Annotated in this window: 19 protein-coding genes, 1 tRNA gene and 2 pseudogenes; 11 read left to right on the forward strand and 11 right to left on the reverse strand. The window is 69.7% G+C overall.

What is annotated here, in order from left to right:
* Positions 1-303 precede the first annotated feature (303 nt).
* From eno to ACZ3TS_RS13970, 6 genes are all read left to right on the forward strand, one after another.
* The gene (eno, locus tag ACZ3TS_RS13945) at positions 304-1590 is read left to right on the forward strand and encodes a phosphopyruvate hydratase (protein WP_467617304.1); all 1287 of its coding nucleotides are present in this window, start codon (positions 304-306) and stop codon (positions 1588-1590) included.
* Positions 1591-1689: 99 nt separating this feature from the next.
* Entirely contained in the window at positions 1690-2166 is a 477-nt protein-coding gene (locus tag ACZ3TS_RS13950; RefSeq protein WP_467617194.1) for an FtsB family cell division protein, read from the forward strand.
* Between the two features lie 35 nt (positions 2167-2201).
* Entirely contained in the window at positions 2202-2762 is a 561-nt protein-coding gene (locus ACZ3TS_RS13955) for a DUF501 domain-containing protein (protein WP_467617195.1), read from the forward strand.
* On the forward strand, positions 2759-3700 hold the full coding sequence (locus ACZ3TS_RS13960) for a Ppx/GppA phosphatase family protein (RefSeq protein ID WP_467617198.1): 942 nt from the start codon (positions 2759-2761) through the stop codon (positions 3698-3700). Before ACZ3TS_RS13955 ends, ACZ3TS_RS13960 begins: the two co-directional genes overlap by 4 nt.
* A gap of 467 nt (positions 3701-4167) precedes the next feature.
* Complete coding sequence (locus tag ACZ3TS_RS13965) at positions 4168-5550, forward strand: NAD(P)/FAD-dependent oxidoreductase (protein WP_467617200.1); 1383 nt, start codon at positions 4168-4170, stop codon at positions 5548-5550.
* Positions 5551-5832: 282 nt separating this feature from the next.
* Entirely contained in the window at positions 5833-7128 is a 1296-nt protein-coding gene (locus ACZ3TS_RS13970) for a class I SAM-dependent methyltransferase (protein ID WP_467617202.1), read from the forward strand.
* Positions 7129-7188: 60 nt separating this feature from the next.
* Here the strand turns inward: ACZ3TS_RS13970 and ACZ3TS_RS13975 are convergent, their stop codons facing one another.
* Both ACZ3TS_RS13975 and ACZ3TS_RS13980 read right to left on the reverse strand, forming a co-directional pair.
* The gene (locus ACZ3TS_RS13975; protein ID WP_467617205.1) at positions 7189-9717 is read right to left on the reverse strand and encodes an ABC transporter permease; all 2529 of its coding nucleotides are present in this window, start codon (positions 9715-9717) and stop codon (positions 7189-7191) included.
* A gap of 89 nt (positions 9718-9806) precedes the next feature.
* On the reverse strand, positions 9807-10577 hold the full coding sequence (locus ACZ3TS_RS13980; protein ID WP_467617207.1) for an ABC transporter ATP-binding protein: 771 nt from the start codon (positions 10575-10577) through the stop codon (positions 9807-9809).
* A 418-nt stretch (positions 10578-10995) separates the two neighbouring features.
* Here ACZ3TS_RS13980 and ACZ3TS_RS13985 point away from each other — a divergent pair.
* Positions 10996-11078: transfer RNA gene (locus tag ACZ3TS_RS13985), tRNA-Leu, on the forward strand.
* Between the two features lie 60 nt (positions 11079-11138).
* Here ACZ3TS_RS13985 and ACZ3TS_RS13990 read toward each other — a convergent pair.
* From ACZ3TS_RS13990 to ACZ3TS_RS14000, 3 genes and pseudogenes are all read right to left on the reverse strand, one after another.
* A pseudogene (locus tag ACZ3TS_RS13990) lies at positions 11139-11321 on the reverse strand (DUF7144 family membrane protein); the annotation flags it as partial.
* Positions 11322-11442: 121 nt separating this feature from the next.
* Positions 11443-11967, reverse strand: a complete 525-nt coding sequence (locus ACZ3TS_RS13995) for a gluconokinase (protein WP_467617210.1) — start codon at positions 11965-11967, stop codon at positions 11443-11445.
* Between the two features lie 224 nt (positions 11968-12191).
* Positions 12192-12449: pseudogene (locus ACZ3TS_RS14000) on the reverse strand (universal stress protein); the annotation flags it as partial.
* Positions 12450-12780: 331 nt separating this feature from the next.
* Between ACZ3TS_RS14000 and ACZ3TS_RS14005 the strand changes: the two are divergent.
* Together ACZ3TS_RS14005 and ACZ3TS_RS14010 are read left to right on the forward strand one after the other, a co-directional pair.
* Positions 12781-13956 carry a 4-hydroxybenzoate 3-monooxygenase gene (locus ACZ3TS_RS14005; protein ID WP_467617212.1) on the forward strand — a complete coding sequence of 392 codons (1176 nt, stop codon included), beginning with the start codon at positions 12781-12783 and terminating at the stop codon, positions 13954-13956.
* 282 nt (positions 13957-14238) lie between these two features.
* Complete coding sequence (locus tag ACZ3TS_RS14010; protein ID WP_467617214.1) at positions 14239-15126, forward strand: Bax inhibitor-1/YccA family protein; 888 nt, start codon at positions 14239-14241, stop codon at positions 15124-15126.
* A gap of 101 nt (positions 15127-15227) precedes the next feature.
* Here ACZ3TS_RS14010 and ACZ3TS_RS14015 read toward each other — a convergent pair whose 3' ends face one another.
* Positions 15228-15455, reverse strand: a complete 228-nt coding sequence (locus tag ACZ3TS_RS14015; RefSeq protein WP_055490628.1) for a DUF4287 domain-containing protein — start codon at positions 15453-15455, stop codon at positions 15228-15230.
* A 101-nt stretch (positions 15456-15556) separates the two neighbouring features.
* Between ACZ3TS_RS14015 and ACZ3TS_RS14020 the strand changes: the two genes are divergently transcribed.
* Positions 15557-15868, forward strand: a complete 312-nt coding sequence (locus ACZ3TS_RS14020) for a hypothetical protein (RefSeq protein ID WP_467617216.1) — start codon at positions 15557-15559, stop codon at positions 15866-15868.
* A 95-nt stretch (positions 15869-15963) separates the two neighbouring features.
* Here the strand turns inward: ACZ3TS_RS14020 and ACZ3TS_RS14025 are convergent, their stop codons facing one another.
* The 3 genes from ACZ3TS_RS14025 to ACZ3TS_RS14035 form a co-directional block, all read right to left on the reverse strand.
* On the reverse strand, positions 15964-16788 hold the full coding sequence (locus ACZ3TS_RS14025) for a hypothetical protein (protein WP_467617306.1): 825 nt from the start codon (positions 16786-16788) through the stop codon (positions 15964-15966).
* Between the two features lie 263 nt (positions 16789-17051).
* Positions 17052-18272, reverse strand: a complete 1221-nt coding sequence (locus ACZ3TS_RS14030; protein WP_467617219.1) for an acetyl-CoA C-acetyltransferase — start codon at positions 18270-18272, stop codon at positions 17052-17054.
* Between the two features lie 307 nt (positions 18273-18579).
* Positions 18580-19614: an SGNH/GDSL hydrolase family protein gene (locus ACZ3TS_RS14035; protein WP_467617221.1), complete on the reverse strand. Its 1035-nt coding sequence runs from the start codon at positions 19612-19614 to the stop codon at positions 18580-18582.
* 178 nt (positions 19615-19792) lie between these two features.
* Between ACZ3TS_RS14035 and ACZ3TS_RS14040 the strand changes: the two genes are divergently transcribed.
* Positions 19793-21184 carry a cystathionine beta-synthase gene (locus ACZ3TS_RS14040; RefSeq protein ID WP_467617223.1) on the forward strand — a complete coding sequence of 464 codons (1392 nt, stop codon included), beginning with the start codon at positions 19793-19795 and terminating at the stop codon, positions 21182-21184.
* Positions 21185-21584: 400 nt separating this feature from the next.
* On the opposite strand, the gene ACZ3TS_RS14045 is transcribed toward ACZ3TS_RS14040, so the two are convergent.
* Together ACZ3TS_RS14045 and ACZ3TS_RS14050 are read right to left on the reverse strand one after the other, a co-directional pair.
* On the reverse strand, positions 21585-22010 hold the full coding sequence (locus ACZ3TS_RS14045; RefSeq protein WP_467617308.1) for a hypothetical protein: 426 nt from the start codon (positions 22008-22010) through the stop codon (positions 21585-21587).
* Positions 22011-22108: 98 nt separating this feature from the next.
* Positions 22109-23041: an ABC transporter substrate-binding protein gene (locus tag ACZ3TS_RS14050; protein ID WP_467617225.1), complete on the reverse strand. Its 933-nt coding sequence runs from the start codon at positions 23039-23041 to the stop codon at positions 22109-22111.
* Positions 23042-23045 lie beyond the last annotated feature (4 nt).

Genomic DNA, 23045 nt, shown 5'->3' on the forward strand with positions numbered 1-23045 from the left:
TGGTAGCCGGGCCACAGGGTCCCCATATACATGGCCTTCATCGCGGAGGTCACGTGAGGACCGCCCCCCGTCCCCACGGGCTCCCCGCTCCGGTGCGTGTTCCCCCGTACGCACCGGAGCGGGGCTTTTTGCTTGCGCGCCGCGCGATTTTCACCAGGCCTTCCCCTCCCCCTTTGTTCCGCGCTGGAACAATGTGTACCGTCACCCTGTCCACGGGACGGTCGGTCGGCTGGCCGATGGCCCGGGACGGTTAGGCTCTAGTCACAAGTGCCCCGCACTCTCAGCGTCACATCCAAGAAGGAGATGCTCGTGCCGTCCATCGACGTCGTCGTAGCCCGGGAAATCCTGGACTCCCGAGGCAACCCCACGGTCGAGGTCGAGGTCGGCCTCGACGACGGCAGCACGGGTCGTGCCGCCGTTCCGTCCGGCGCCTCCACCGGCGCCTTCGAGGCCATCGAGCTCCGCGACGGTGACCCCAACCGCTACCAGGGCAAGGGCGTCGAGAAGGCCGTCCTGGCCGTGATCGAGCAGATCGGCCCGGAGCTCGTCGGCTACGACGCCACCGAGCAGCGCCTGATCGACCAGGCGATGTTCGACCTGGACGCCACCGACAACAAGGGCTCGCTCGGCGCCAACGCCATCCTCGGCGTCTCCCTCGCCGTCGCCCACGCCGCCTCCGAGGCGTCCGACCTGCCGCTCTTCCGCTACCTGGGCGGCCCCAACGCGCACCTGCTGCCGGTGCCGATGATGAACATCCTGAACGGCGGCTCGCACGCCGACTCCAACGTGGACATCCAGGAGTTCATGATCGCTCCGATCGGTGCGGAGTCCTTCTCCGAGGCCCTGCGCTGGGGCACCGAGGTCTACCACACGCTCAAGAAGGTGCTGAAGAGCAAGGGCCTGTCCACCGGCCTCGGTGACGAGGGCGGCTTCGCCCCGAACCTCGGCTCCAACCGCGAGGCCCTCGACCTCATCCTCGAGGCCGTCAAGCAGGCCGGGTACGTCCCCGGCGAGCAGATCGCCCTCGCGCTCGACGTCGCCGCGTCCGAGTTCTACAAGGACGGCAAGTACCTGTTCGAGGGCAAGGAGCGCTCCGCCGCCGAGATGACGGAGTACTACGAGGAGCTCGTCGCGGCCTACCCGCTCGTCTCCATCGAGGACCCGCTGTTCGAGGACGACTGGGCCGGCTGGAAGGTCATCACCGACAAGCTCGGCGACAAGGTCCAGCTCGTCGGCGACGACCTGTTCGTCACCAACCCCGAGCGCCTCGCCAGGGGCATCGAGGAGGGCGCCGCCAACGCCCTGCTCGTCAAGGTCAACCAGATCGGCTCCCTGACCGAGACCCTGGACGCCGTCGAGCTGGCCCAGCGCAACGGCTTCAAGTGCATGATGTCCCACCGCTCCGGTGAGACCGAGGACGTCACCATCGCCGACCTGGCCGTCGCCACCAACTGCGGTCAGATCAAGACCGGCGCCCCGGCCCGTTCCGAGCGCGTCGCCAAGTACAACCAGCTGCTGCGCATCGAGGAGATCCTCGACGACGCCGCGGTGTACGCGGGCCGCAGCGCGTTCCCGCGCTTCAAGGGCTGAGCGGGCAGGGCCACGCCTTAGCCAGTCGTCCGTACGTCCCCGTACCCGGTCCCGTACCGTGTGCGGGGACGTACGTACGTGTGAAGGGGAGGCGTGGACATGGCCGTGAAGGACCGTGACCGGTTCTCCACCGCGACCAGGCTGCGGCTGCTCGGGGAGCAGACGGCGGCCCGGGTCTACCGCTCCCAGACCCGACGGCAGGCCCGCCGCTCCCGGCTCACCGGCCGGGCCGCGCTGCTCGCGCTCGTGCTGTGCTCGCTGATCCTGGCGCTGGCGTACCCGATAAGGCAGTACGTCTCCCAGCGTGCGGAGATCGCCGACCTCGAGCGGCAGAAGGCCCAGGCCCGCGAGCGGGTCGAGCAGCTGCGCGACCTCAAGGCGCGCTGGCAGGACGACGCGTACGCGGAGCAGCAGATCCGGCTGCGGCTGCACTACGTGATGCCGGGGGAGACCGGTTACGTCGTGATCGACCCGGACGCGGCCAAGCAGTCGCGCACGGACCGCACGACGGCCGCGCGCCCTTGGTACGCCAACATCTGGGACGGGGTCGACAAGTCCGACAAGTCCAGCCAGTGAACCCGACAGAGACACCAGAGAGAATTTCGTACGGCATGGAAACACCCCCGCCGCCCACGGCGCGCACCGCACCCACCCACGCGGACGTCGAGGCTTTCAAGCAGCAGCTCGGCCGGCCGCCGCGCGGACTGCGCGCGATCGCGCACCGCTGCCCGTGCGGGCAGCCGGACGTCGTGGAGACGGCCCCGCGGCTGCCCGACGGCACGCCCTTCCCGACGCTGTATTACCTGACCTGCCCGCGCGCCGCGTCGGCGATCGGCACGCTCGAGGCCAACGGCGTGATGAAGGAGATGACCGAGCGGCTCGCGTCCGACCCGGAGCTCGCCGCCGTGTACCGTGCCGCGCACGAGGACTACATCCGGCGCCGGGACGAGATCGAGGAGCTGAAGGGCTTCCCCAGCGCCGGTGGCATGCCGGACCGGGTCAAGTGCCTGCATGTCCTGGTCGCGCACTCGCTGGTGGCCGGGCCCGGGGTGAACCCCTTGGGTGACGAGGCGCTCGCGATGCTGCCGGAGTGGTGGCTGAAGGGCCCGTGTGTGACGGTCGGGCAGGACAGTGCCTCCTGCGGCGAAGCCTCGAAGGAGGACGACAAGTGACACGCGTCGCGGCCGTCGACTGCGGTACGAACTCCATCCGGCTCCTGGTCGCGGATGCCGACCCGGCCACCGGTGAACTCGTCGAACTGGACCGGCGGATGACCATCGTCCGGCTCGGACAGGGCGTGGACCGGACCGGTCGGCTCGCGCCGGAGGCCCTCGAGCGCACGTTCGCCGCCTGCCGGGAGTACGCCGAGATCATCAAGGAGTACGGCGCCGAGCGGCTCCGCTTCGTCGCCACGTCCGCCTCCCGGGACGCGGAGAACCGGGACGAGTTCGTCCGCGGGGTGCTGGAGATCCTCGGTGTCGAGCCCGAGGTCATCTCGGGCGACCAGGAGGCGGAGTTCTCCTTCACGGGCGCGACCAAGGAGCTGGGGGACCGCGAGGACCTGGCCGTGCCCTTCCTGGTCGTGGACATCGGCGGCGGCTCCACGGAGTTCGTCGTCGGCGAGGACCATGTGCGTGCCGCGCGGTCCGTCGACATCGGCTGCGTCCGTATGACGGAGCGTCATCTTGTCCAGGACGGGGTCGTCACCGACCCGCCGACCCAGGAGCAGATCGCGGCCATACGGTCCGACATCGAGGCCGCGTTGGACGTCGCGGAGGAGACGGTGCCGCTGAGCGAGGCGCAGACCCTCGTCGGACTCGCCGGCTCGGTCACCACCCTCTCGGCAATCGCCCAGGACCTCCCTGAGTACGACTCCGCGAGGATCCACCACTCCCGGATCACCCTCGACCGGGTCCGGGAGATCACCGAGTGGCTGCTGAGGTCGACGCACGCCGAGCGCGCGGCGATCCCCTCCATGCATCCGGGCCGCGTGGACGTGATCGGCGCCGGCGCCCTCGTACTGCTCGCGATCATGGAGCGGATCGGGGCCGCAGAGGTCGTGGTCAGCGAGCACGACATCCTCGACGGAATCGTCTGGTCCATCGCGTAGCGACCGGCTCTGACGGGCGTTCAGAAGCTACGGAAAGAGCCTTTCACTACTCGTCGGTAGCCTCTCCTGAGCAGGTCCGATAACGTATGAGCGCCCCCGAGGCGGCTTCCGTGACCCCTCGGCGACGCGCCGCCGGAAAACTTCGTGAAGTTCTTCACAAGGAAATCGGTCCGGCTGGGCGATGCGGGGGGCCCGCCGGGCCGTCCGGGGGGCTCAAGGGGCCTTCGGGGGAGCTCGCGCGAGGGTTCCCGGGTGGTCGCAGCGGTGTGGCGGCAGGGATCGGTACGGATCTCCGGAAAGCCGGAGGGGCAGCTCACGCGGCCTTGCCAACGGTCGGGCCTACACGGTGGTTCCCCCGTGACGCCATGACCTCCGTCACGCGAGCGGCGCAGTGTAGCAGACACGCCACCCAAGCTTGTGAAGGGGCGCACGAGCGACCCCCCAGGGGCAGGTGGATACTCGATGCCATGAGCACCACGGAGCGTCCCAGGATCCTCGTAGTAGGCGGTGGGTACGTAGGCCTGTACGCAGCTCGCCGCATTCTGAAGAAGATGCGCTACGGCGAGGCGACCGTCACGGTTGTCGACCCGCGCTCGTACATGACCTACCAGCCCTTCCTTCCCGAAGCCGCCGCCGGCAGCATCTCCCCCCGGCACGTCGTCGTCCCGCTGCGACGCGTCCTGCCGAAGGCGGAGGTCCTCACCGGCCGGGTCACCACCATCGACCAGGACCGCAAGGTCGCCACGGTCGCCCCGCTGGTCGGCGAGGCGTACGAGCTGCCTTTCGACTACCTCGTCATCGCGCTCGGCGCGGTCTCCCGCACCTTCCCGATCCCCGGCCTCGCCGAGCAGGGCATCGGCATGAAGGGGATCGAGGAGTCCATCGGCCTGCGCAACCACGTCCTCGAGCAGCTCGACAAGGCCGACTCCACGACCGACGAGGAGATCCGCCGCAAGGCGCTCACCTTCGTCTTCATCGGCGGTGGATTCGCCGGTGCGGAGACCATCGGTGAGGTCGAGGACATGGCACGGGACGCGGCCAAGTACTACACGAATGTGTCCCGTGAGGACATGCGCTTCATCCTCGTCGACGCCGCCGACAAGATCCTCCCCGAGGTCGGCCCCAAGCTCGGCCAGTACGGCAAGCAGCACCTCGAGGGCCGCGGTGTCGAGGTCTACCTGTCCACCTCCATGGAGTCCTGCGTCGACGGGCACGTGGTGCTCAAGAACGGCCTCGAGGTCGACTCCAACACGATCGTGTGGACCGCGGGCGTCAAGCCGAACCCGGCGCTCGCCCGCTTCGGCCTCCCGCTCGGTCCGCGCGGTCACGTGGACACCGCGGCCACGCTCCAGGTTCAGGGCACGGACTACATCTGGGCCGCCGGCGACAACGCCCAGGTGCCCGACCTCGTCGGCCGCAAGGCGGGCAACGAGAACGCCTGGTGCCCGCCGAACGCCCAGCACGCGCTGCGTCAGGCCAAGGTGCTCGGCGACAACGTGGTCTCCGGCATGCGGGGCTTCCCGCAGAAGGAGTACAGCCACGCGAACAAGGGCGCGGTGGCGGGGCTCGGCCTCCACAAGGGCGTCGCGATGATCGTCATGGGCAAGATGAAGATCAAGCTCAAGGGCCGTCTCGCCTGGTACATGCACCGCGGCTACCACGGTCTGGCGATGCCGACCTGGAACCGGAAGATCCGGATCTTCGCGGACTGGACGCTCGGCATGTTCCTCAAGCGCGAGGTCGTCTCGCTCGGCGCGATCGAGTCGCCGCGCGAGGAGTTCTACGAGGCCGCCAAGCCGGCCCCGATCGCCGCCGCCAGCAAGCCGGAGGAGAAGGCCAAGGCCTCCTGACCTCCGGGCACTCAGCCGACCGAAGGGCCTTCCGCCATCCGTGGTGCGGGAGGCCCTTCGGCGTTCGGTGACGGGGGTCCCTCCGGGGCTCGGTGACGGGGGTCCCTCCGGGGCTCGGTGACGGATCCTTCCGGCCGGTGTGGAGCGGATCCGGGGCGGAGCCTCGTGGCGTATACAAGTATTTTGCCCAGCCGTAACGCCAACGGGGGACTGCGGCGCGGCCCCGTAAGTGTTTACGTGGTGTTGGACATTGCCGGGATCCCCGTCACGGAGGTGTGCACCATGGCCGACGCCGCGTCGCGGCTGAAGAGCCTCGTCGAACAGTTGCTGGGAAACCCGCTTCCGGTGCGCATCCGCGCCTGGGACGGTTCGGAGGCCGGCCCGCCCGGCGCTCCCGCCCTCGTCGTGCACAACCGGCGCGCCCTGCGCCGTCTGCTGTGGAAACCGGGGGAGTTGGGCCTGGTCCGCGCCTGGGTCGCCGGAGACCTGGGCATCGACGGCGATCTGTACACGGCCCTCGACCTCCTCGCCGGCCTCATCTGGGAGCGCGGTGAGGACGCCCGTACGCTCGTCCAGGCCGTTCGAGACCCGGAGGTCCGCGCGGCCGTCCGCGGCCTCGCGAAGCTGGCCGGGCCCTTCCCGCCGCCCCCGCCGCCCCGCGAGGAGATCCGCAGGGTCCGCAGTCACCTCCACACCCGGCGCAGCGACAGACGCGCCATCAGCCACCACTACGACGTCGGGAACGACTTCTACGAGATCGTCCTGGGCGCGTCGATGGTGTACTCCTGCGCCTACTGGGCCACCCCGGACGGCACCCTCGAGGACGCCCAGCGCGACAAACTCGAACTCGTATGCCGCAAGCTCGGCCTGAAGCCCGGTCAGCGGCTCCTCGACGTCGGCTGCGGCTGGGGTGCCATGGCCCTGCACGCCGCCCGCGAGTACGGCGTGAGCGTCGTCGGCGTCACCCTCTCCCAGGAGCAGGCCGCGTACGCCCGCAAGCGGATCGCCGACGAGGGCCTCACCGACCGCGTCGAGATCCGGGTCCAGGACTACCGCGACGTCGCCGACGGCCCGTACGACGCGATCTCCTCCATCGGCATGGCCGAACACGTCGGCGCCGAGCCGTATCTGGAGTACGCCCGCACTCTGTACGCCCTGCTGAAGCCCGGCGGGCGGCTGCTCAACCACCAGATCGCACGGCGGCCCCAGCGGGACGAGTCCTCGTACTCCGTCGACGCGTTCATCGACGCCTACGTCTTCCCGGACGGCGAACTCGCCCCCCTCGGCGCCACGGTGACCCAGCTGGAGCGCGCCGGGTTCGAGGTCCGCGACGTCGAGTCCCTCCGCGAGCACTACGCCCTCACGCTGCGCCGCTGGGTCGCCAACCTGGAGGCCCAGTGGGAACAGGCGCAGCGCCTCACCAGCCCCGGGCGCGCCCGCGTCTGGCGCCTGTACATGGCATCCTCCGCCCTGGCCTTCGAACACAACCGCATCGGCGTCAACCAGGTGCTCGCGGTACGGACGCCGGAGTCGGGTGCGTCCGGGATGCCGTTGCGTGCCCGTACGTGGGAGGCGTGAGTTCTACGGACGACGAAAGGGCCCCGTTCCAGCGAGAAACGGGGCCCGCGTCCGCTGCCGCTACTCCGACTTGATCGCCGTCAGCATGTTGAGGCGGGCCGCGCGCCGGGCCGGCCACAGGGCGGCCAGCACACCGACGGCCGCCGCCAGCAGGAGGAAGACGGCCATCCGGCCCCAGGGCAGGACCAGCTCGTAGGTCGCCAGCTTGGTACCGAGCAGTTCACCGGCCGCCCAGCCGAAGAACACACCCAGGCCGATGCCGAGCACGCCGCCGAAGACCGAGATGACCAGGGACTCGAGACGGACCATCCGCTTGATGCCCTTGCGGTCCAGGCCGATCGCGCGGAGCATCCCTATCTCCTGCGAGCGCTCGAAGACCGACATGGCCAGGGTGTTGATGACGCCGAGGACGGCGACGATCACAGCCATGGCCAGCAGGCCGTAGAGCATGTTCAGCATCAGGGTGAACGTCTGAGCGATGCTGTTGGAGATGTCCTTCTTGTCCTGGATCTTGATGGCCGGGTTGTCGCCGAGCGTCTTCACCAGCGTGTCCTTGGCCGAGGTGGTGGCGCCGTCGGACGTCTTGATCATCACCTGCATGTCGGACGGGTCGCTCTGGTGCGGGGAGAGTGTCGCGGTGTCCAGCATGATGCCGCGCATCATTTCGGTGGCCTGGTAGACGCCGGTGACCGTCAGCTGCTGCTTCCTGCCGTCCTCGTACGAGACCGTGAACCGGGAACCCGCGCTCCAGTGGTGGGACTTTGCCGTGTCGTCGTCGACGACGACACGGCTACCGCCGACCTCGAAGGCGCCGTCGTCGACCGTGAGGTCCGTCAGCTTGCCGATGGTGGCGCCGTCGACGCCGGTCAGGAACTCGGTCTGGCCGTCGATACGTGAGGGCGCGTTGCGCAGCGGGCTGGTCGCGGTGACGCCGTCGGCGGACTTCAGCGTCCTCTCGACGCCGGGTGAGAGCTCGTTGCCGTTCGCCATGGACACCACGTAGTCCGCCTTGATCGCGGAGGACGCCATCTTGTCGATGGCGTTCTGCAGGCTCCCCGCCATCACCGTCAGGCCCGTGATCAGGGTCAGACCGATCATCAGGGCCGAGGCGGTGGTCGCGGTGCGGCGCGGGTTGCGCACCGAGTTCTGCCGCGCCAGCTTCCCGGAGACACCGAAGGCCCGAAGGAGGGGCGCGGCGGCCGCGATCAGCGGCCGGGACAGCTGCGGGGTGAGGACGAAGACGCCGATCACGAGCAGCGCCGCGCCGAGGCCCATCGGGGCCTGGCCGTCCGAGCTGTCCAGCGTGGTGGCGTACAGCACGGTGGCGATGCCTGCCGAGGCGAGCAGGGCGCCGATCGTGTTCCGCAGGACCAGGGACTTGGTGGTCGCCTTTGCGTGGACGCTGCTCATCGCGGCGACCGGCGGGATCTTCGCGGCGCGGCGGCCCGGCAGCCAGGCGGCGAGCATCGTGATCAGGATGCCGACGGCGAGGGCGGTGACAACCGTGCCCGGGCTGATGACGAGCGGGCCGTCGGGAACCGTGCCACCCAGCCTGCCCACGAGCGAGCGCAGTCCGGCGCCGATGCCGATGCCGGCCACCAGACCGGTCACGGCCGCGACGGCGCCGACCACGAACGCCTCGACGAGCACGGATCGGGTGACCTGCCGGCGGGACGCGCCGACCGCGCGCAGCAGTGCCAGCTCCTTGGTGCGCTGGGCGACCAGCATGGTGAAGGTGTTGGCGATGATGAACGTGCCGACGAACAGCGCGATGCCTGCGAAGACCAGCAGGGCGGTGCGCATGCTGCTCGTCGCCTGGGAGATCTGCCGGGCCTGGTCGTCGGCGAGTTGCCGGCCGGTGGTGGTGGAGGCGACGTTCTTCGGGACGATCTCGTCGAGGGCGTTGCGCAGCGCGATCTGGCTGGTCCCGGTGGCGGCCTTCACATCGATCTCGTCGTACGAGCCGTCCTTGTGGAACAGGCGCTGGGCGGTGGCCGTGTCGAAGAGGGCGAGGCTGCCGCCGGCCGCGACGTTGCCGTCGTCGGTGGTGAAGACGCCGGTGATCCTCGGTGTCAGTACGGGGCCGTCGATCGACATCCGCACGGTGTCGCCGACCTGGTAACCGGCCCGCTTTGCGGTCTCGGAGTCGATGAGGACCTCGCCCTGTCCCTTCGGGGCGTGCCCGCTGACGAGCGGATACCGGGGGTCCTTGGTCCCCCAGTGGTTTCCGCCCTGGGACTGGAAGCCGCCGCCGATGAGCTTGCCTTCCTTGTCGGCGATGGCGGTGAAGCCGCTGACGACACCGATGGCCGTGTCGGCGCCCTGCGCCTTGGCGGCCTTGTCGAGGAGGGCCTGCGTCAGCTTGGCCTCCTTGCCGACCTTGTCGCCGGTGTCCACGGGACCCTCCGGCTGGATGGCCACGTCGACCTGGTCGAAGCCCTTGGCGGAGCTCTTCTGGTAGGCGTCCGAGATGGTGTTGGTGAACACCAGGGTGCCCGACACGAACGCCACGCCGAGCATCACGGCGAGCACGGTCATGAGCAGCCTGGCCTTGTGCGCGAGCACGTTGCGCAGGGCGGTACGGAACATTTCTCTCTGTCCAGGGCTGGGGTGTGCGGTGGATGGTCGGGAGCCGCGCTCGGTGGGCGGGTCCTCCGGGGGCAGGGGGCGCAGGGGCCTCAGCTGGTGCGGCCCTTGGCGTCGAACCGCTTCATCCGGTCCAGTACCGCCTCCGCGGTCGGCTCGTACAGCTCGTCCACGATCCGCCCGTCGGCCAGGAAGATCACTCGGTCCGCGTACGCAGCCGCCACCGGGTCGTGGGTGACCATGACCACCGTCTGCCCCAGCTCCCGCACGGAGTTGCGCAGAAAGCCCAGCACCTCCGCGCCGGACCGCGAGTCCAGGTTCCCGGTGGGCTCGTCGCCGAAGATGATGTCCGGCTTGGACGCGAGCGCCCGCGCCACCGCGACGCGCTGCTGCTGGCCGCCCGACAGCTGCGCGGGGCGGTGGCTGAGCCGGTCCGACAGACCGACCATCTGGATCACGGTGTCCAGCCATGCCTTGTCCGGCTTGCGGCCCGCGATGTCCATCGGAAGCGTGATGTTCTCCAGCCCGGTCAGCGTGGGCAGCAGGTTGAACGCCTGGAAGATGAAGCCGATCTTGTCCCGGCGCAACTTGGTGAGCTGCTTGTCCTTCAGCGCGCCCAGTTCGACCTCACCGATGCGGACGGATCCGGACGAGAAGGAGTCGAGCCCGGCGACGCAGTGCATCAGCGTGGACTTGCCCGAACCCGAGGGCCCCATGATCGCCGTGAACTGTGCCTGCTGGAAGTCGACGGTGACCCGGTCGAGGGCCACCACCTGGGTCTCGCCCTGCCCGTAGACCTTCGACAGATCCGTGGCGCGGGCGGCCACGGTGGTGGTCCGGTCGGCGAGAGGGGTGCTGGTCACGGGAGGGTGCTCCTGTCGGGACGACGACGGTGAAGAGGACGTGTTCCATCGTCGCGGCCGATCGGTGGTGTGTAGTCAGCCGCTGTTCCGGTTCTCGGGGCAGTCTCGAGTCGGACCGGCCCCCACCCCGTCATACCTGGGGATGACCCGCTCCCCTGAGACCGTCCGGAGTGGAAAGCCGTTGTTCACCTCCTCCGGAACCGCTCGCCCCGTCGTCCTCCCGGGCGGTGAAATTCCGTCATTCCGCATACACGGGCCGTGGCCGCTCGAAAGGCTATTGGCAAGTGCGGATGGCCCGTACCGAGTGCTGATGCACCCTCAGACGTCAATAAAATCAGACAACATCGCATCGCCCGCCCGCTGTTCGGGGGATGCACCCCGATAGGCTCGGAACGCTCGATGCGGAGCCCCATGGCCTGCCCGGATGGTGGAATGCAGACACGGCGAGCTTAAACCTCGCTGCCCCTCGCGGGCGTACCGGTTCAAGTCCGGTTCCGGGCACCTCCCGCACCTGCGACGCAGGGCGCGGCGCGGACCACCCTCGGAAGTGCTCCGCCCCGCAACCAACAGCGCGACCCCGACCACCAGATGGATCCAGCCCCAGGCGGTCAGGTCGAACCGGTAGCTGTACTCGGACGGCCCGCTGTACACGGAATCGCGTGCGATGCCGGTGATGCCCAGAAGAACGCTCAGCATCCCGCTCAACACCAGCGCCACGCCGGAGAACACGGACACGCCGGACACGGAGACGGGCAGGTGCGTTTGAGTCCAATCGTCGGTGCTGCGTCGCCGGCCCGCGACTCGGCCGTGCCCGCCGATGGCAAGCCCCGCGGACAGCGGGACGGATCCCCGCCGCCCGGGCCCTTTACTGACCTGGCATCAGGTCTGTGACCATGTCGGCGATGGTGTCGGGGGCCGGAGTTGCGTCGAGCGAGGCGCCCAGCTCGTCCGGTTCGAGCGGTTCGAGCGTGTCGAGCTGCGAGTCGAGGAGCGACCTCTGCATGAAGTGGCCGGTGCGGTGGCGGAGCCGCTCTGCGAGCAGTTCGTGGCCGGCCGCCAGGTGCAGGAAGAAGACGCCTGGGCAGGCCATTCGCAGCGTGTCCCGGTAGCGGCGCTTCAGGGCGGAGCAGGCGACCACGCCGCCGGTGCCGGCGGTGTCGCGCTCGTGCAGCCAGCGGCCGACGGACTCCAACCAGGGCTGACGGTCCGCGTCGTCCAGTGGGACACCGGCCGACATCTTGGCGATGTTGGCCGGCGGGTGGAAGTCGTCCGCCTCCGCGAAGGGCCTGTCCAGCCGGTCCGCGAGCAGCCGGGCGACGGTGGTCTTGCCGGTCCCGGAGACCCCCATGACCACGATGCACAGGGAGCGAGGCTCGGTGCTGGGGGACATGACGGTGCTTTCTTTCGATGACTGGCCGCGGCGGCGGTTGTGCGGCCGCCGCGGCGGGGGTGTGGTGGCGGCAAGGCGTGAAGCGACCGCTGCGCGCCGGCCCTCGTGCACCGGGCTGACCGTCAGGTGTGACGTAGACCGCCGCCGCGTCGGAGATGCTGTCGGGGATTTTCGCGAGATTGGCGTCGGCGTCGTTCACATGAAAGTACTCGGCAAGCACTCGATGGCTGCGATCCCACGGTTTCCTCGACGACATCAGTGAGTTGCTGGTACGCCCGGTCTCTCAGAGCCGCCTCATCACTGCTCGTCGAAGGCAACCAGGCGAGCGAGCCGTGGAACTGCGGGAAATCCCACGCGGTCACCGCCTCCACCACGCCTTGGGTGAGCTCCGCCTGCCGCACGGCCCAGCGAAGGGCCCGCTTGGATGGGGCCGAGCCGTCCACCCCGACGATGCGACCTGTCTCCTCACGCTGGTCAGGCACGGTTTCCACCTCGGCTCGACGGCTGGGTACAGCGGCGGCGGGTCACCTGGTCCGCCGCTGCTGGGCTTGGCCTCCAGCCCAGCCTCATGCCGAGCGCGCCATGTGCACAGCCTGACAGGACCGAACGGGGGTCGATCGCCCCCGCCGCCGGGCTCGTGGACCGTTGCCGGCCGCAGAACGTCCCCGCTCGTGTGCGCTCTCTCTCCTGCTGATCCGTGATTCGTGAGCACGACACCGTTGACAGCGAGCGCCGACGGCCGGACACTCGTCAGAAAAGTGAAAGAAATTTCACTAAGCGAACAAGGGACTGGGCGAACAAAGGGGCGTCGGGATGCGTACCACGGTCGGCATCATCGGAGCGGGACCCGCCGGGCTGCTGCTGGCGCGGCTGCTGTACAACGCGGGCATCGACTCGGTCGTGCTGGAGAGCCGCGACCGGGCCTATGTCGAGCAGCGTCAGCGGGCCGGGATCCTGGAGCAGGGCACTGTCGATGTGCTACGGGCCGCCGGGGCCGGCGAGCGCATGGACCGCGAGGGGTTGCGCCACGACGGGATAGAGCTGCGCTTCGCGCGCCGCCGCCACCGCGTCGACTTCCCCGCGCTCACCGGCGGCAGCTCCGTGATGGTGTACGCGCAGACCGAGGTCTGCAAGGACCTCATCGCGCTCCAGCTCAAGGAAGGCGGGCCGCTGCTGTTCGAGGCGGAGGCGCTCGCCGTCGAGGACGCGGCGACGGATCGGCCCCGGGTCCGCTTCCGCCACGAGGGCCGCGAGGACGTCCTGGAGTGCGACTACGTCGTCGGATGCGACGGCTTCTGGGGCGTGGCCCGCAAGGCGGTCCCCGCCGCGCTGTCCCGGGTCTCCGAACGCACGTACCCCTTCGGCTGGCTCGGCGTCCTCGCCGATGTCGCGCCCTCACACGACGAACTCGTCTACGCCCGCCACGAGCGCGGCTTCGCCCTGCTGAGCATGCGCTCCCCGTCCGTCTCCCGCCTCTACCTCCAGGTGCCGGCCGGCACGGACGCCGGGGAGTGGCCCGACGAGGAGATCTGGGACGAGCTGGAGCGGCGCTTCGAGACCGCGGACGGCTGGACGCTCGCCCGGGGACCCATCACCTCGAAGTCCGTCACCCCGATGCGCAGTTACGTGCACGAGCCCATGCGCCACGGACGGCTCTTCCTGGCCGGGGACGCCGCCCACATCGTGCCGCCCACCGGTGCCAAGGGGCTCAACCTCGCCGTCGGGGACGTCGTCACCTTCGCCCGGGCGCTGACGCATCAGCAGGAGACGGGTTCGGGCGAGCGGCTCGAGAGGTACTCCGAGACCTGTCTGCGTCGCGTCTGGCAGGCCGAGCGGTTCTCGTACGAGATGACCATGATGCTGCACCGGGCCCCGGACGCCACGCCGTTCGACGACCGCATCCAGCTGGCCCGCCTGGAGCGGCTCGCCGCCTCGCGCGCCGCCGAGACCGACCTCGCCGACGGCTACACGGGGTTCCCGCTGGAGTGAGCAGTCCGGAGGGGAACGGCACCCGCACCCCGACGATCACCCGGTCGGCCGATGGCCGGTCACCCTGTTGACCGGCGTCGATCACCCGGTTGATCAGTGGCCGGTCTCGACTCTGTCCCAGGTTGGTCATGGATGACGCCGTTCATCGCCGGGAATCAAGGACCCGCGTAGCGTGTTGCGCGCAAGGACGAGGGAAAGATCCTCCCCAAGCACTAGGGTCAATCCTTTGCCTACCTATTACTCTTGAGCCAAGGCCACGCAGGGTGGCCATGGAGGAGTGAAATGAGGAGCAGCAACCCGGTCTTCTCGCGACGGGGGTTCAGCCGCGACAACGGCTACGCGGGCTTCAACACCGCGCCGCAGGCCGGGGGAGCCGCCGTCGGCACGCAGGGCAACCCGTACGCACAGGGCAATCCCTACGCGCAGAACCCTTACACCCAAAACCCGTACGCTCAGCAGACGCAGTACGGTGCCCCGCCGCAGGCCCCGGCCACGACCGGCCGGATGACGATGGACGACGTCGTCATGCGATCGGCGACGACCCTCGGCACGGTCGCGGTCGGCGCGATCCTCGCCTGGGCCCTGCTGCCGGTCTCGTCCACCAGCTACGGCCTGGCGATCGGCTCGGCACTCGTCGCGTTCGTCCTGGCGATCGTGCAGTCCTTCAAGCGCACCCCGTCGCCCGCGCTGATCCTCGGGTACGCCGCCTTCGAGGGCGTCTTCCTCGGGGTCATCAGCGAGATGTACAACGCGCAGTGGGCGGGGGCGCCCTTTCAGGCCGTCCTCGGCACCATGGCGGTCTCCGGCGCGACCCTGCTCGTCTACAAGGCGGGATGGATCCGCGTGACCGCGCGGTACGCCCGGATCGGCATGGCCATCGCCATCGCGTTCGTTCTGGTCATGGCGGTCAACCTGCTGCTGGTCGCCTTCGGGGTCGCTTCCGACGGCGGGCTGCGCAGCATGGGTCCGCTGGGCGCGCTCGTCGGCATCATCGCGATCCTGCTGGGCGCGTTCTTCCTGACGCTCGACTTCAAGCAGATCGAGGACGGCATCGCGTACGGCGCGCCGCGCCAGGAGGCCTGGCTGGCCGCGTTCGGCCTGACCCTGACCCTCGTGTGGATCTACGTCGAGATGCTGCGGCTGGTCGCCATCTTCAGCAGTAACGACTAGCAGTCGGCACCGGGCAGTGGAGGGCCCGTGAACCCCGGCCGGGGTTCACGGGCCCTTCGTCGCATCCGAGCTTTGTCGCGGGCGGGTTCGGTGGTGCGCGCTCAGAGCAGTTTGCGCGCGGCCCTCCTCAGGTCGTACTCGTGAATGATCGCCTTGGCATGGCCGTACGCGAGATTGTGCTCGTGCCGGAGCCAGCTGACCTTCTCCTCGAAGCAGAGAGCGGGGCCTTCGGCGACGGTGCGAAGCCAGTCGGAGACTTCACGACCGGTGCAGTGGGGGATTCGGGCGAGCAGATTGCGATGGGTCTCCTCGGAGAAGACTTGGGACATCGGCGCCTCCGGACGCACTCGATGAAGCCGGTCCTTCAGGTCACCGTGCCTGAGTGTTCGCCTGTTGGCAACAGTCGTGCTGCGACGCGTAGTCTCGCGGCGTGCTTGATACGACGCCTTTGACCCGGGCCGTGGATCACTTCGCCGACCGTTTGCGGGCCGCTCCACAGAGCCGGCTGCAACGGGGGGCGGCGGCCGAGGCACTCGGTCTGGCCAGGGAGTTGGCGCGCCGTGCCCAACTCCTCGAGGACCCCTCGGCCGAGCCCCGTCAGATGCCGGACGCGGGTATGTTCGCGGCCGCCGACCAGATCACCGTCGCCGGGCACGACCTGGCGATCGTCCTGAAAGACGCGGCGGAACTCGCCGAGGCGGTGGCGCTCGTGGAGGAGGCACAAAAACGCGCCGGGGTATGACACCTCGGCACGCGGGTCCGCCTCACGGGGGACACGACGATGCGGTCCTTTGTTGCGGGGGTCCGTCGCTGGGGGCCCGGCGATGCGGTCCGTGTCTACAGGGACGCGATGACGCGGTCCGCGAGGACGTAGACGTTCTCGTCGCCGCACGCGAACGTCAGTGCGTACGCACCCGAGACGCCGGAGCCGCCGAGCAGGACCGGCGCCGCGCCGTCGTCCAGAGCCATGGCCAGGCGTTCCGCTGTTTCGCGGTGGCCCGGCGTCATGCACAGCGTCGTACCGTCCGCGAAGACATAGACGTCGAGGGTGCCCAGCGGGCCCGGGCGGACGTCGGCGAGCTCGGTCCGCGCGGCGGCCAGCTTCTCCAGACAGGCGACCGTGCGCTCGTGGTCGTTCACGACCGGTGACGGGCCCGGTGCGAAGTCGGGGTGCGAGGGGTGACGGCGACGGGCGGCGGCCAGCTCGGGGGAGTCTCCGGCAGCCAGGCCTCCGTCCTGGGAGGTACCGCCGGCGAACTCGCTCTCCTCCTCGAAGGCGGACTCGGCCACCGGCTCAAGGCTGTTGTGCTCCAGACCGGCGAAGTCCGACTGGCGGGGCAGGAACAGGTCGGTGTCGGGCAGACCGAGCAGGGTGGGCGCGTCGGCGATGTCACGGGCCTCCTGGGCCGCCCAGAAGGCACGCGCCTCGGCCAGCTCGCGTTCTCGCTCGTCGGCGAGCGCCTCGGCCACGGCCGTGCGTATCTCCTCGGCGTCCGCGGTGGACCGGGCGGCGGGCACAAGACCGCGCGTGTGCGTGGCACGGCTCTTGGTGAGTTCGGTGTGCAGGGCCGCGACCTGTTGACGCAGCGCCCGCACGCTGTACAGGACGGCGACACCCACGCCCGCGGTGGCGGCCGTGGTGAGCAGCAGAGCTATCGGCATGGCGCTCACTGACGTACTCCCGGTTCAAAGTCGACCCTCGACTTCCTACATCAGCTTGAAGGGTGGACTAACCAGCTGTCAGTGCGTAACGTCACGAAACGGACAGGGGCCTGGTCCTGGTGTATACCCCTGAAACGGCGTGACCTGCGTAAATCCCTGCGGGAGGGAGATAGGTCACATCCTGGGGGAGATTGGATCACAAAACGGCCCGAAGCCCTGAGTGAAGCCGGGCTCCGGGCCGTCGCATGGGGAGCGCTGGGCGGTCAGCTGAGGCGCTCGACGACCATAGCCATGCCCTGGCCGCCGCCGACGCACATCGTCTCCAGGCCGAACTGCTTGTCGTGCCACTGGAGGGAGTTGATCAGCGTGGTGGTGATGCGGGCGCCGGTCATGCCGAAGGGGTGGCCGACGGCGATGGCGCCGCCGTTGACGTTCAACTTGTCCAGCGGAATGTTCAGGTCGCGGTAGGAGGGGATCACCTGGGCGGCGAAGGCCTCGTTGATCTCGACGAGGTCGATGTCGTCGATGGTGAGGCCGGCGCGCTGGAGGGCCTGCTTGCTGGCCTCGACGGGCCCGTAGCCCATGATCTCCGGCGAAAGTCCGGACACGCCCGTGGACACGATCCGCGCGAGCGGCGTGAGCCCCAGCTCACGGGCCTTGGTGTCGCTCATGATGACGAGGGCGGCCGCGCCGTCGTTGAGGGGGCAGCAGTTGCCGGCGGTGACGCGGCCGTCGGGGCGGAAGACGGGCTTCAGTCCGGAGACGCCCTCCAGGGTGACGCCGGGGCGCGGGCCGTCGTCCTTGCTGACGACCGTGCCGTCCGGAAGGGTCACCGGGATGATCTCGCGCTCCCAGAAGCCCTTGGCGATGGCCTGCTCGGCGAGGTTCTGCGAACGGACGCCGAACTCGTCCATCTCCTCGCGGGTGATGCCCTTCAGCCGGGCGAGGTTCTCGGCGGTCTGGCCCATCGCGATGTACGGGTCGGGCAGGAGGCCGTCCTCGCGCGGGTCGTGCCAGTCGGCGCCCTCGGACTGGGCGACGGCGGCGGTGCGGGCCTCGGCGTCGGCGAAGAGGGGGTTGTGGGTGTCGGGGAGGCCGTCGGAGGTGCCCTTGACGCTGCGGCTGACCATCTCGACGCCCGCGGAGATGAACACGTCGCCCTCGCCGGCCTTGATGGCGTGCAGGGCCATACGGGAGGTCTGGAGAGAGGAGGAACAGTAACGGGTGATGGTGCAACCCGGGAGGTGGTCCATCCCCATCTGTACGGCGACGATGCGGCCGAGGTTGTGGCCCTGCTCGCCTCCGGGGAGGCCGCAGCCGAGCATCAGGTCGTCGATGTCCTTGGGGTCCAGCGAGGGGACCTTGTCGAGGGCGGCCTGGATGATCGTGGCGGTGAGATCGTCCGGGCGGAGGTCCTTCAGAGAGCCCTTGAAGGCGCGGCCGATGGGGGAGCGGGCGGTCGACACGATGACGGCTTCAGGCATCACGGCTCCATTGCACGAGGAGAAGGCAGGGCTGGGGGGAAGTTACCCGCACGTACGGTGGAGGTCACGGGCGTGGGGGTGTGACTCGGGCCGCACTTTTCCAAGCGCTTGCTTTTCCTCCGGGGTTGAGCCGGAAGGCATGCGGGTGGGCGGGGCACCGTTCCTGGGCTCCGCCCAGCCCGCATCGGTCCACTGCCCCCCTTCCTCGGGAGACATCGGAATCCAGCCACCGGACGTTTCCGGACCCCGGCGGGACTGCAGCCCCGCCGGGGACCCAGGCGGGGCCCGGAGCGAAGAGCTCCCCGAGTCAGACCGTCGGCTCCGGGGCCGTGGCCGGAGTCGCGTCCGGGGTGGGGAGGCGGCGACGGCGGCGGCGTTTGAGGAGGGCCCAGGGGCCTCGTGGACCCGTCGGCATGGCGGCCGTGACCTCCGTGCCCGCCTCCGACGCGGCCTCGGCCGCGGCGCGGGCCACCGGCAGGAAGCCCTCGCGGCGGGACGCGTCCGGGCGCTCCTCCTCCGCCGGCCAGAGGCCGAGGGCCGCACAGACCGTCGGCAGGACGGCCATCGCCGCCGTGGCGTAGCCCTCCGCCGAGGGGTGGTAGTTGTCGGGGCCGAAGAGCTCGCGCGGGTTCGCCTCGAACTCGGGACCGAGCAGGTCGCCCAGAGACACCGTACGGCCCCCCTGTTCGACGACCCCGATCGTCTGGGCTGCGGCCAGCTGACGCGAGGCCCGGCGGGCGAGCCAGCGCAGCGGTTGCTGGACCGGTTCGATCGTGCCGAGGTCGGGGCAGGTGCCGACCACCACCTCCGCGCCCGCCGTGCGCAGGCGGCGTACCGCCGACGACAGGTGGCGCACCGAGCGCGTGGCCGGCATGCGGTGCGTGACGTCGTTCGCGCCGATCATGATCACGCAGATGTCGGGGACCCGGTCCTGGTCCTCGAGAGCCAGCGACACCTGCCGGTCCAGGTCGTCGGACTGCGCTCCCGGGAGGGCCACGACACGCAGCTCCACCGGGCGTTCCGCCACCGCCGCGAGGCCCGACGCCAGCAGGGCGCCCGGCGTCTGGCGCAAGCGGTGCACTCCCTGCCCCGCGGCCGTGGAGTCGCCCAGCATCATCAGCCGCAGCGGCGGTCCGTCAAGGGCGGCGTACCCCCGTCCGTACAGGCCGTCCGCGCTCGGCGGATGCGGGCTGTGACCGTTGCCCACGTGGCGCTTGGCCATCTGCACCTCGGCCAGCAGCAGCCCGACGGCGGCCGCACCGACCAGGCCGACTCCGCCGCCGCCGTACGCTGCGCCCGCCGCGATGCGCCGGGCCACCCTCGCCCTCGACATGCTCGACATGCGTCGCCGCCACCTCCTCGTAGCCGTACATCCACTGCTTGCCCCGTACGCACTGTCGTCCAATCTCAACTGGACGTGAACGCCCGGGACGGCCCGCGCTTGCGGACCACCCGGCCGCAGGAGCGCTTACGCTGGCGGCACATCACGACCACTTCTTTTGCAGCAACCGGAGACAACGGTGCAATTCCACGACTCGATGATCAGCCTGGTCGGCAACACCCCGCTGGTGAGGCTCAACCGCGTGACAGCCGGCATCCAGGCGACCGTCCTCGCGAAGGTCGAGTACTTCAACCCCGGCGGTTCCGTGAAGGACCGCATCGCCCTGCGCATGATCGAGGCGGCCGAGCAGAGCGGCGAGCTCGAGCCGGGGGGCACGATCGTCGAGCCGACCAGTGGAAACACAGGTGTGGGCCTCGCGATCGTGGCCCAGCAGAAGGGCTACAAGTGCATCTTCGTGTGCCCCGACAAGGTCTCCACGGACAAGATCAACGTGCTGCGTGCGTACGGTGCCGAGGTGGTCGTGTGTCCGACGGCGGTGGCCCCGGAGCACCCGGACTCGTACTACAACGTCTCCGACCGGCTGGTCCGTGAGACGCCCGGCGCCTGGAAGCCGGACCAGTACTCCAACCCCAACAACCCTCTTTCGCACTATCATTCGACCGGCCCCGAGCTGTGGGAGCAGACGGAGGGGAGGATCACCCACTTCGTCGCCGGCGTCGGCACCGGTGGCACCATCTCCGGTACCGGGCGCTACCTGAAGGAGGTCAGCGACGGCCGGGTCAAGGTCATCGGCGCCGACCCCGAGGGATCGGTGTACTCCGGCGGGTCCGGGCGCCCGTACCTCGTCGAGGGTGTCGGCGAGGACTTCTGGCCGACGGCGTACGACCCGGACATCCCCGACGAGATCGTCGCCGTGTCCGACAAGGACTCCTTCCAGATGACCCGGCGGCTGGCGAAGGAGGAGGGGCTGCTGGTCGGCGGCTCCTGCGGCATGGCGGTCGTGGGGGCGCTGCGGGTCGCCGAGCGGCTCGGCCCCGACGACGTGGTGGTCGTCCTCCTCCCCGACAGCGGTCGCGGCTACCTCAGCAAGATCTTCAACGACGAGTGGATGGCCGACTACGGCTTCCTGGAGGACGCCGGCCCGAGCGCCCGCGTCGGTGACGTGCTCAACGACAAGGAGGGCGGCTCCATCCCCTCGCTCGTCCACATGCACCCCGACGAGACGGTCGGCCAGGCCATCGAGGTGCTGCGCGAGTACGGCGTCTCGCAGATGCCGATCGTCAAGCCGGGCGCGGGCCATCCGGACGTCATGGCCGCCGAGGTCGTGGGCTCCGTCGTCGAACGCGAACTCCTGGACGCCCTGTTCACCAAGCGCGCCTCGCTCGACGACCCGCTGGAGAAGCACATGTCCGCGCCGCTGCCGCAGGTCGGCTCCGGTGAGCCGGTCGGGGACCTGATGTCGGTGCTCGGAGCGGCCGACGCGGCGATCGTCCTCGTCGAGGGCAAGCCGACCGGTGTGATCAGCCGGCAGGACCTGCTGGCGTTCCTGGCCAAGGGGGGAAAGCAGTAGCGAACGTCCGGCGAACCGGCCGTGTCGCCGGGGAACTTGCGGTCCGCGCGCAGGCACGGGCTTCTCGGAAGTGGTACGAGCGCGTCACGTCCGCGCAGCACCCGCTTAACACGGGTCCGGCACATTGGTGGGTGTCGGCAGGGCGGGAGCGGCTCCCCGCCCCGGCCGGCAACCGAAACGGCGCCAAGGACCTCCGGAGCGGCTCCCGGACCTCCATGACGCCATGGACGCGCAAGCCCGGCCCTGACCCGGCCCGCGTCCCTCGCGGGGACCGCCGTCGTCCCGCCCCCCGGCAACGGGGGTGCGGCGGTCCCCGCGCATTACTTTCTCGGCGGCAGACCGCACATCACGTACCCCGCCCACGCGGTTTTGAGGCACGGCAGTCCTGCCCCGGGGCCGCTCAGCCCTCCCAGTCGCTGTCCTGGGAGGACTTGCGGCGGCGGGCGAAGAGGCCGGGGTGGGTGCGGGCGGCCTGGACGGCGTTCACCCCGACGATGCCACCCCACGTGATCAGGAGGCCGGGCAGGTGCGCGATGCCGCCGCCGATCGCCGAGAGCGGGATCGCCAGCACCAGTGACACGATGCCGAAGCCGAAGCGCTCTCCCCAGGAGTCCGTCGCCCGCGGGGTCCGTGCGCCGCGCGCCGCCACCATCTGCTGTTCGGCCAGCTGCCGCCGCACCCGGCGGTCGATCGCGCCGTCGATCCGCTCGTCGACCCTCTCCAGGAAGGAGTCGACCAGCGCCGACTCGTACTCCTCGCCCAGTTCCCTGCGGGCCTGCAGGGTGGCGTCTAGTTCCCTCTTGAGTTCGGCGTCCCGCGCGTCCATTCCGGTCATGCGGACCACGTTAGGCAGCCGACGCTCCCGTCGCACTGGGGGTAGCCCCCTGTTCCCCGGATGGGCAGCCCGATGCCCCGGGCGCTCGGCTACTTCACCAGCCCGTGCTGCTTCGCGTATGCGTTCGCCACGTCCTCCGGGTCCTTCTTGTCCTTGTCCACCAGGCGGTTGAGCTCGGTGAGCTGGGCGGTGGTCAGGACGTTGCCGAGCCTGGCGAGGGCCTTGCGGACCGTGTCGTCCGCCTTGCGGTCGGCGATGAGGGGGACGATGTGCTGGCTGGGGATCAGGTGCTCGGGGTCGGACAGCACCACCCAGTCGTTGGCCTGGATGTCGGTGTCGGTGGTGAAGAGGTTCGCGACGTCCACGTCGCCCTTCTTCAGAGCGCCCTTGACCAGCGGGCCGTCGGAGTCCAGCGACTTGAACTCCTTGAACTCGACGCCGTAGACGGACTTCAGGCCGATCGCGCCGACCTGGCGTTTCTTCACTTCGGGAGCGGCGCCGATGACCAGTTTGCCGTTCTGCTTCTTCAGGTCGGCGAGGGAGACCAAGCCGTACTTCTTCGCGGTCTCGCGGGTGACGACGAAGGCGTCCGAGTCCTCCGCCATGCCGTACGGCAGGACCTGGAGGCCGGCGGGGAGGGCGAGCGTGAGGGCGTTCTGCATCGTGCCCTGCTCCGTCGGCGTGGCCTTCGGGTCGAGGTAGTTGAGGAGGGCGCCCTGGTACTCGGGCAGGAGGTCGATGTCGCCGCTCTTGAGAGCGGGGATCACGATCTCCCGGGTGCCGAGGTTGGGGCGCACGGTCACTTTCACCCCGGCCGCCTTCAGGACCGCCGCGTAGAGGTAGCCGAGCACCTGGTTCTCGGTGAAGTTGGCGGTGCCGACGGTGACTCCGCCCTTGCTGGAGCCTCCGCCACCGGTGGTGGTGCCCTGGTTGTCGAGGGACGTGATGCCGCTGGCGCACGCGGAGAGGGCGGGGACGGAGGCAGCCGCGAACAGGCCGCCGAGGAGGGTACGACGATTCATTTCG

The organism is Streptomyces sp. NPDC022910 (assembly GCF_055561075.1).

What these genes read in the sequence shown, in the direction of transcription:
- ACZ3TS_RS13950 (WP_467617194.1), top strand. Translation starts at nt 1,690, where the DNA reads ATGGCCGTGAAGGACCGTGACCGGTTCTCCACCGCGACCAGGCTGCGG.
- ACZ3TS_RS13965 (WP_467617200.1), top strand. Translation starts at nt 4,168, where the DNA reads ATGAGCACCACGGAGCGTCCCAGGATCCTCGTAGTAGGCGGTGGGTAC.
- eno (WP_467617304.1), top strand. Translation starts at nt 304, where the DNA reads ATGCTCGTGCCGTCCATCGACGTCGTCGTAGCCCGGGAAATCCTGGAC.
- ACZ3TS_RS14025 (WP_467617306.1), bottom strand. Translation starts at nt 16,788, where the DNA reads ATGCCGATAGCTCTGCTGCTCACCACGGCCGCCACCGCGGGCGTGGGT.
- ACZ3TS_RS13970 (WP_467617202.1), top strand. Translation starts at nt 5,833, where the DNA reads ATGGCCGACGCCGCGTCGCGGCTGAAGAGCCTCGTCGAACAGTTGCTG.
- ACZ3TS_RS13975 (WP_467617205.1), bottom strand. Translation starts at nt 9,717, where the DNA reads ATGTTCCGTACCGCCCTGCGCAACGTGCTCGCGCACAAGGCCAGGCTG.
- ACZ3TS_RS14045 (WP_467617308.1), bottom strand. Translation starts at nt 22,010, where the DNA reads ATGGACGCGCGGGACGCCGAACTCAAGAGGGAACTAGACGCCACCCTG.
- ACZ3TS_RS14005 (WP_467617212.1), top strand. Translation starts at nt 12,781, where the DNA reads ATGCGTACCACGGTCGGCATCATCGGAGCGGGACCCGCCGGGCTGCTG.
- ACZ3TS_RS13995 (WP_467617210.1), bottom strand. Translation starts at nt 11,967, where the DNA reads ATGTCCCCCAGCACCGAGCCTCGCTCCCTGTGCATCGTGGTCATGGGG.
- ACZ3TS_RS14035 (WP_467617221.1), bottom strand. Translation starts at nt 19,614, where the DNA reads ATGTCGAGCATGTCGAGGGCGAGGGTGGCCCGGCGCATCGCGGCGGGC.
- ACZ3TS_RS13955 (WP_467617195.1), top strand. Translation starts at nt 2,202, where the DNA reads ATGGAAACACCCCCGCCGCCCACGGCGCGCACCGCACCCACCCACGCG.
- ACZ3TS_RS14015 (WP_055490628.1), bottom strand. Translation starts at nt 15,455, where the DNA reads ATGTCCCAAGTCTTCTCCGAGGAGACCCATCGCAATCTGCTCGCCCGA.
- ACZ3TS_RS14010 (WP_467617214.1), top strand. Translation starts at nt 14,239, where the DNA reads ATGAGGAGCAGCAACCCGGTCTTCTCGCGACGGGGGTTCAGCCGCGAC.
- ACZ3TS_RS14030 (WP_467617219.1), bottom strand. Translation starts at nt 18,272, where the DNA reads ATGCCTGAAGCCGTCATCGTGTCGACCGCCCGCTCCCCCATCGGCCGC.
- ACZ3TS_RS14050 (WP_467617225.1), bottom strand. Translation starts at nt 23,041, where the DNA reads ATGAATCGTCGTACCCTCCTCGGCGGCCTGTTCGCGGCTGCCTCCGTC.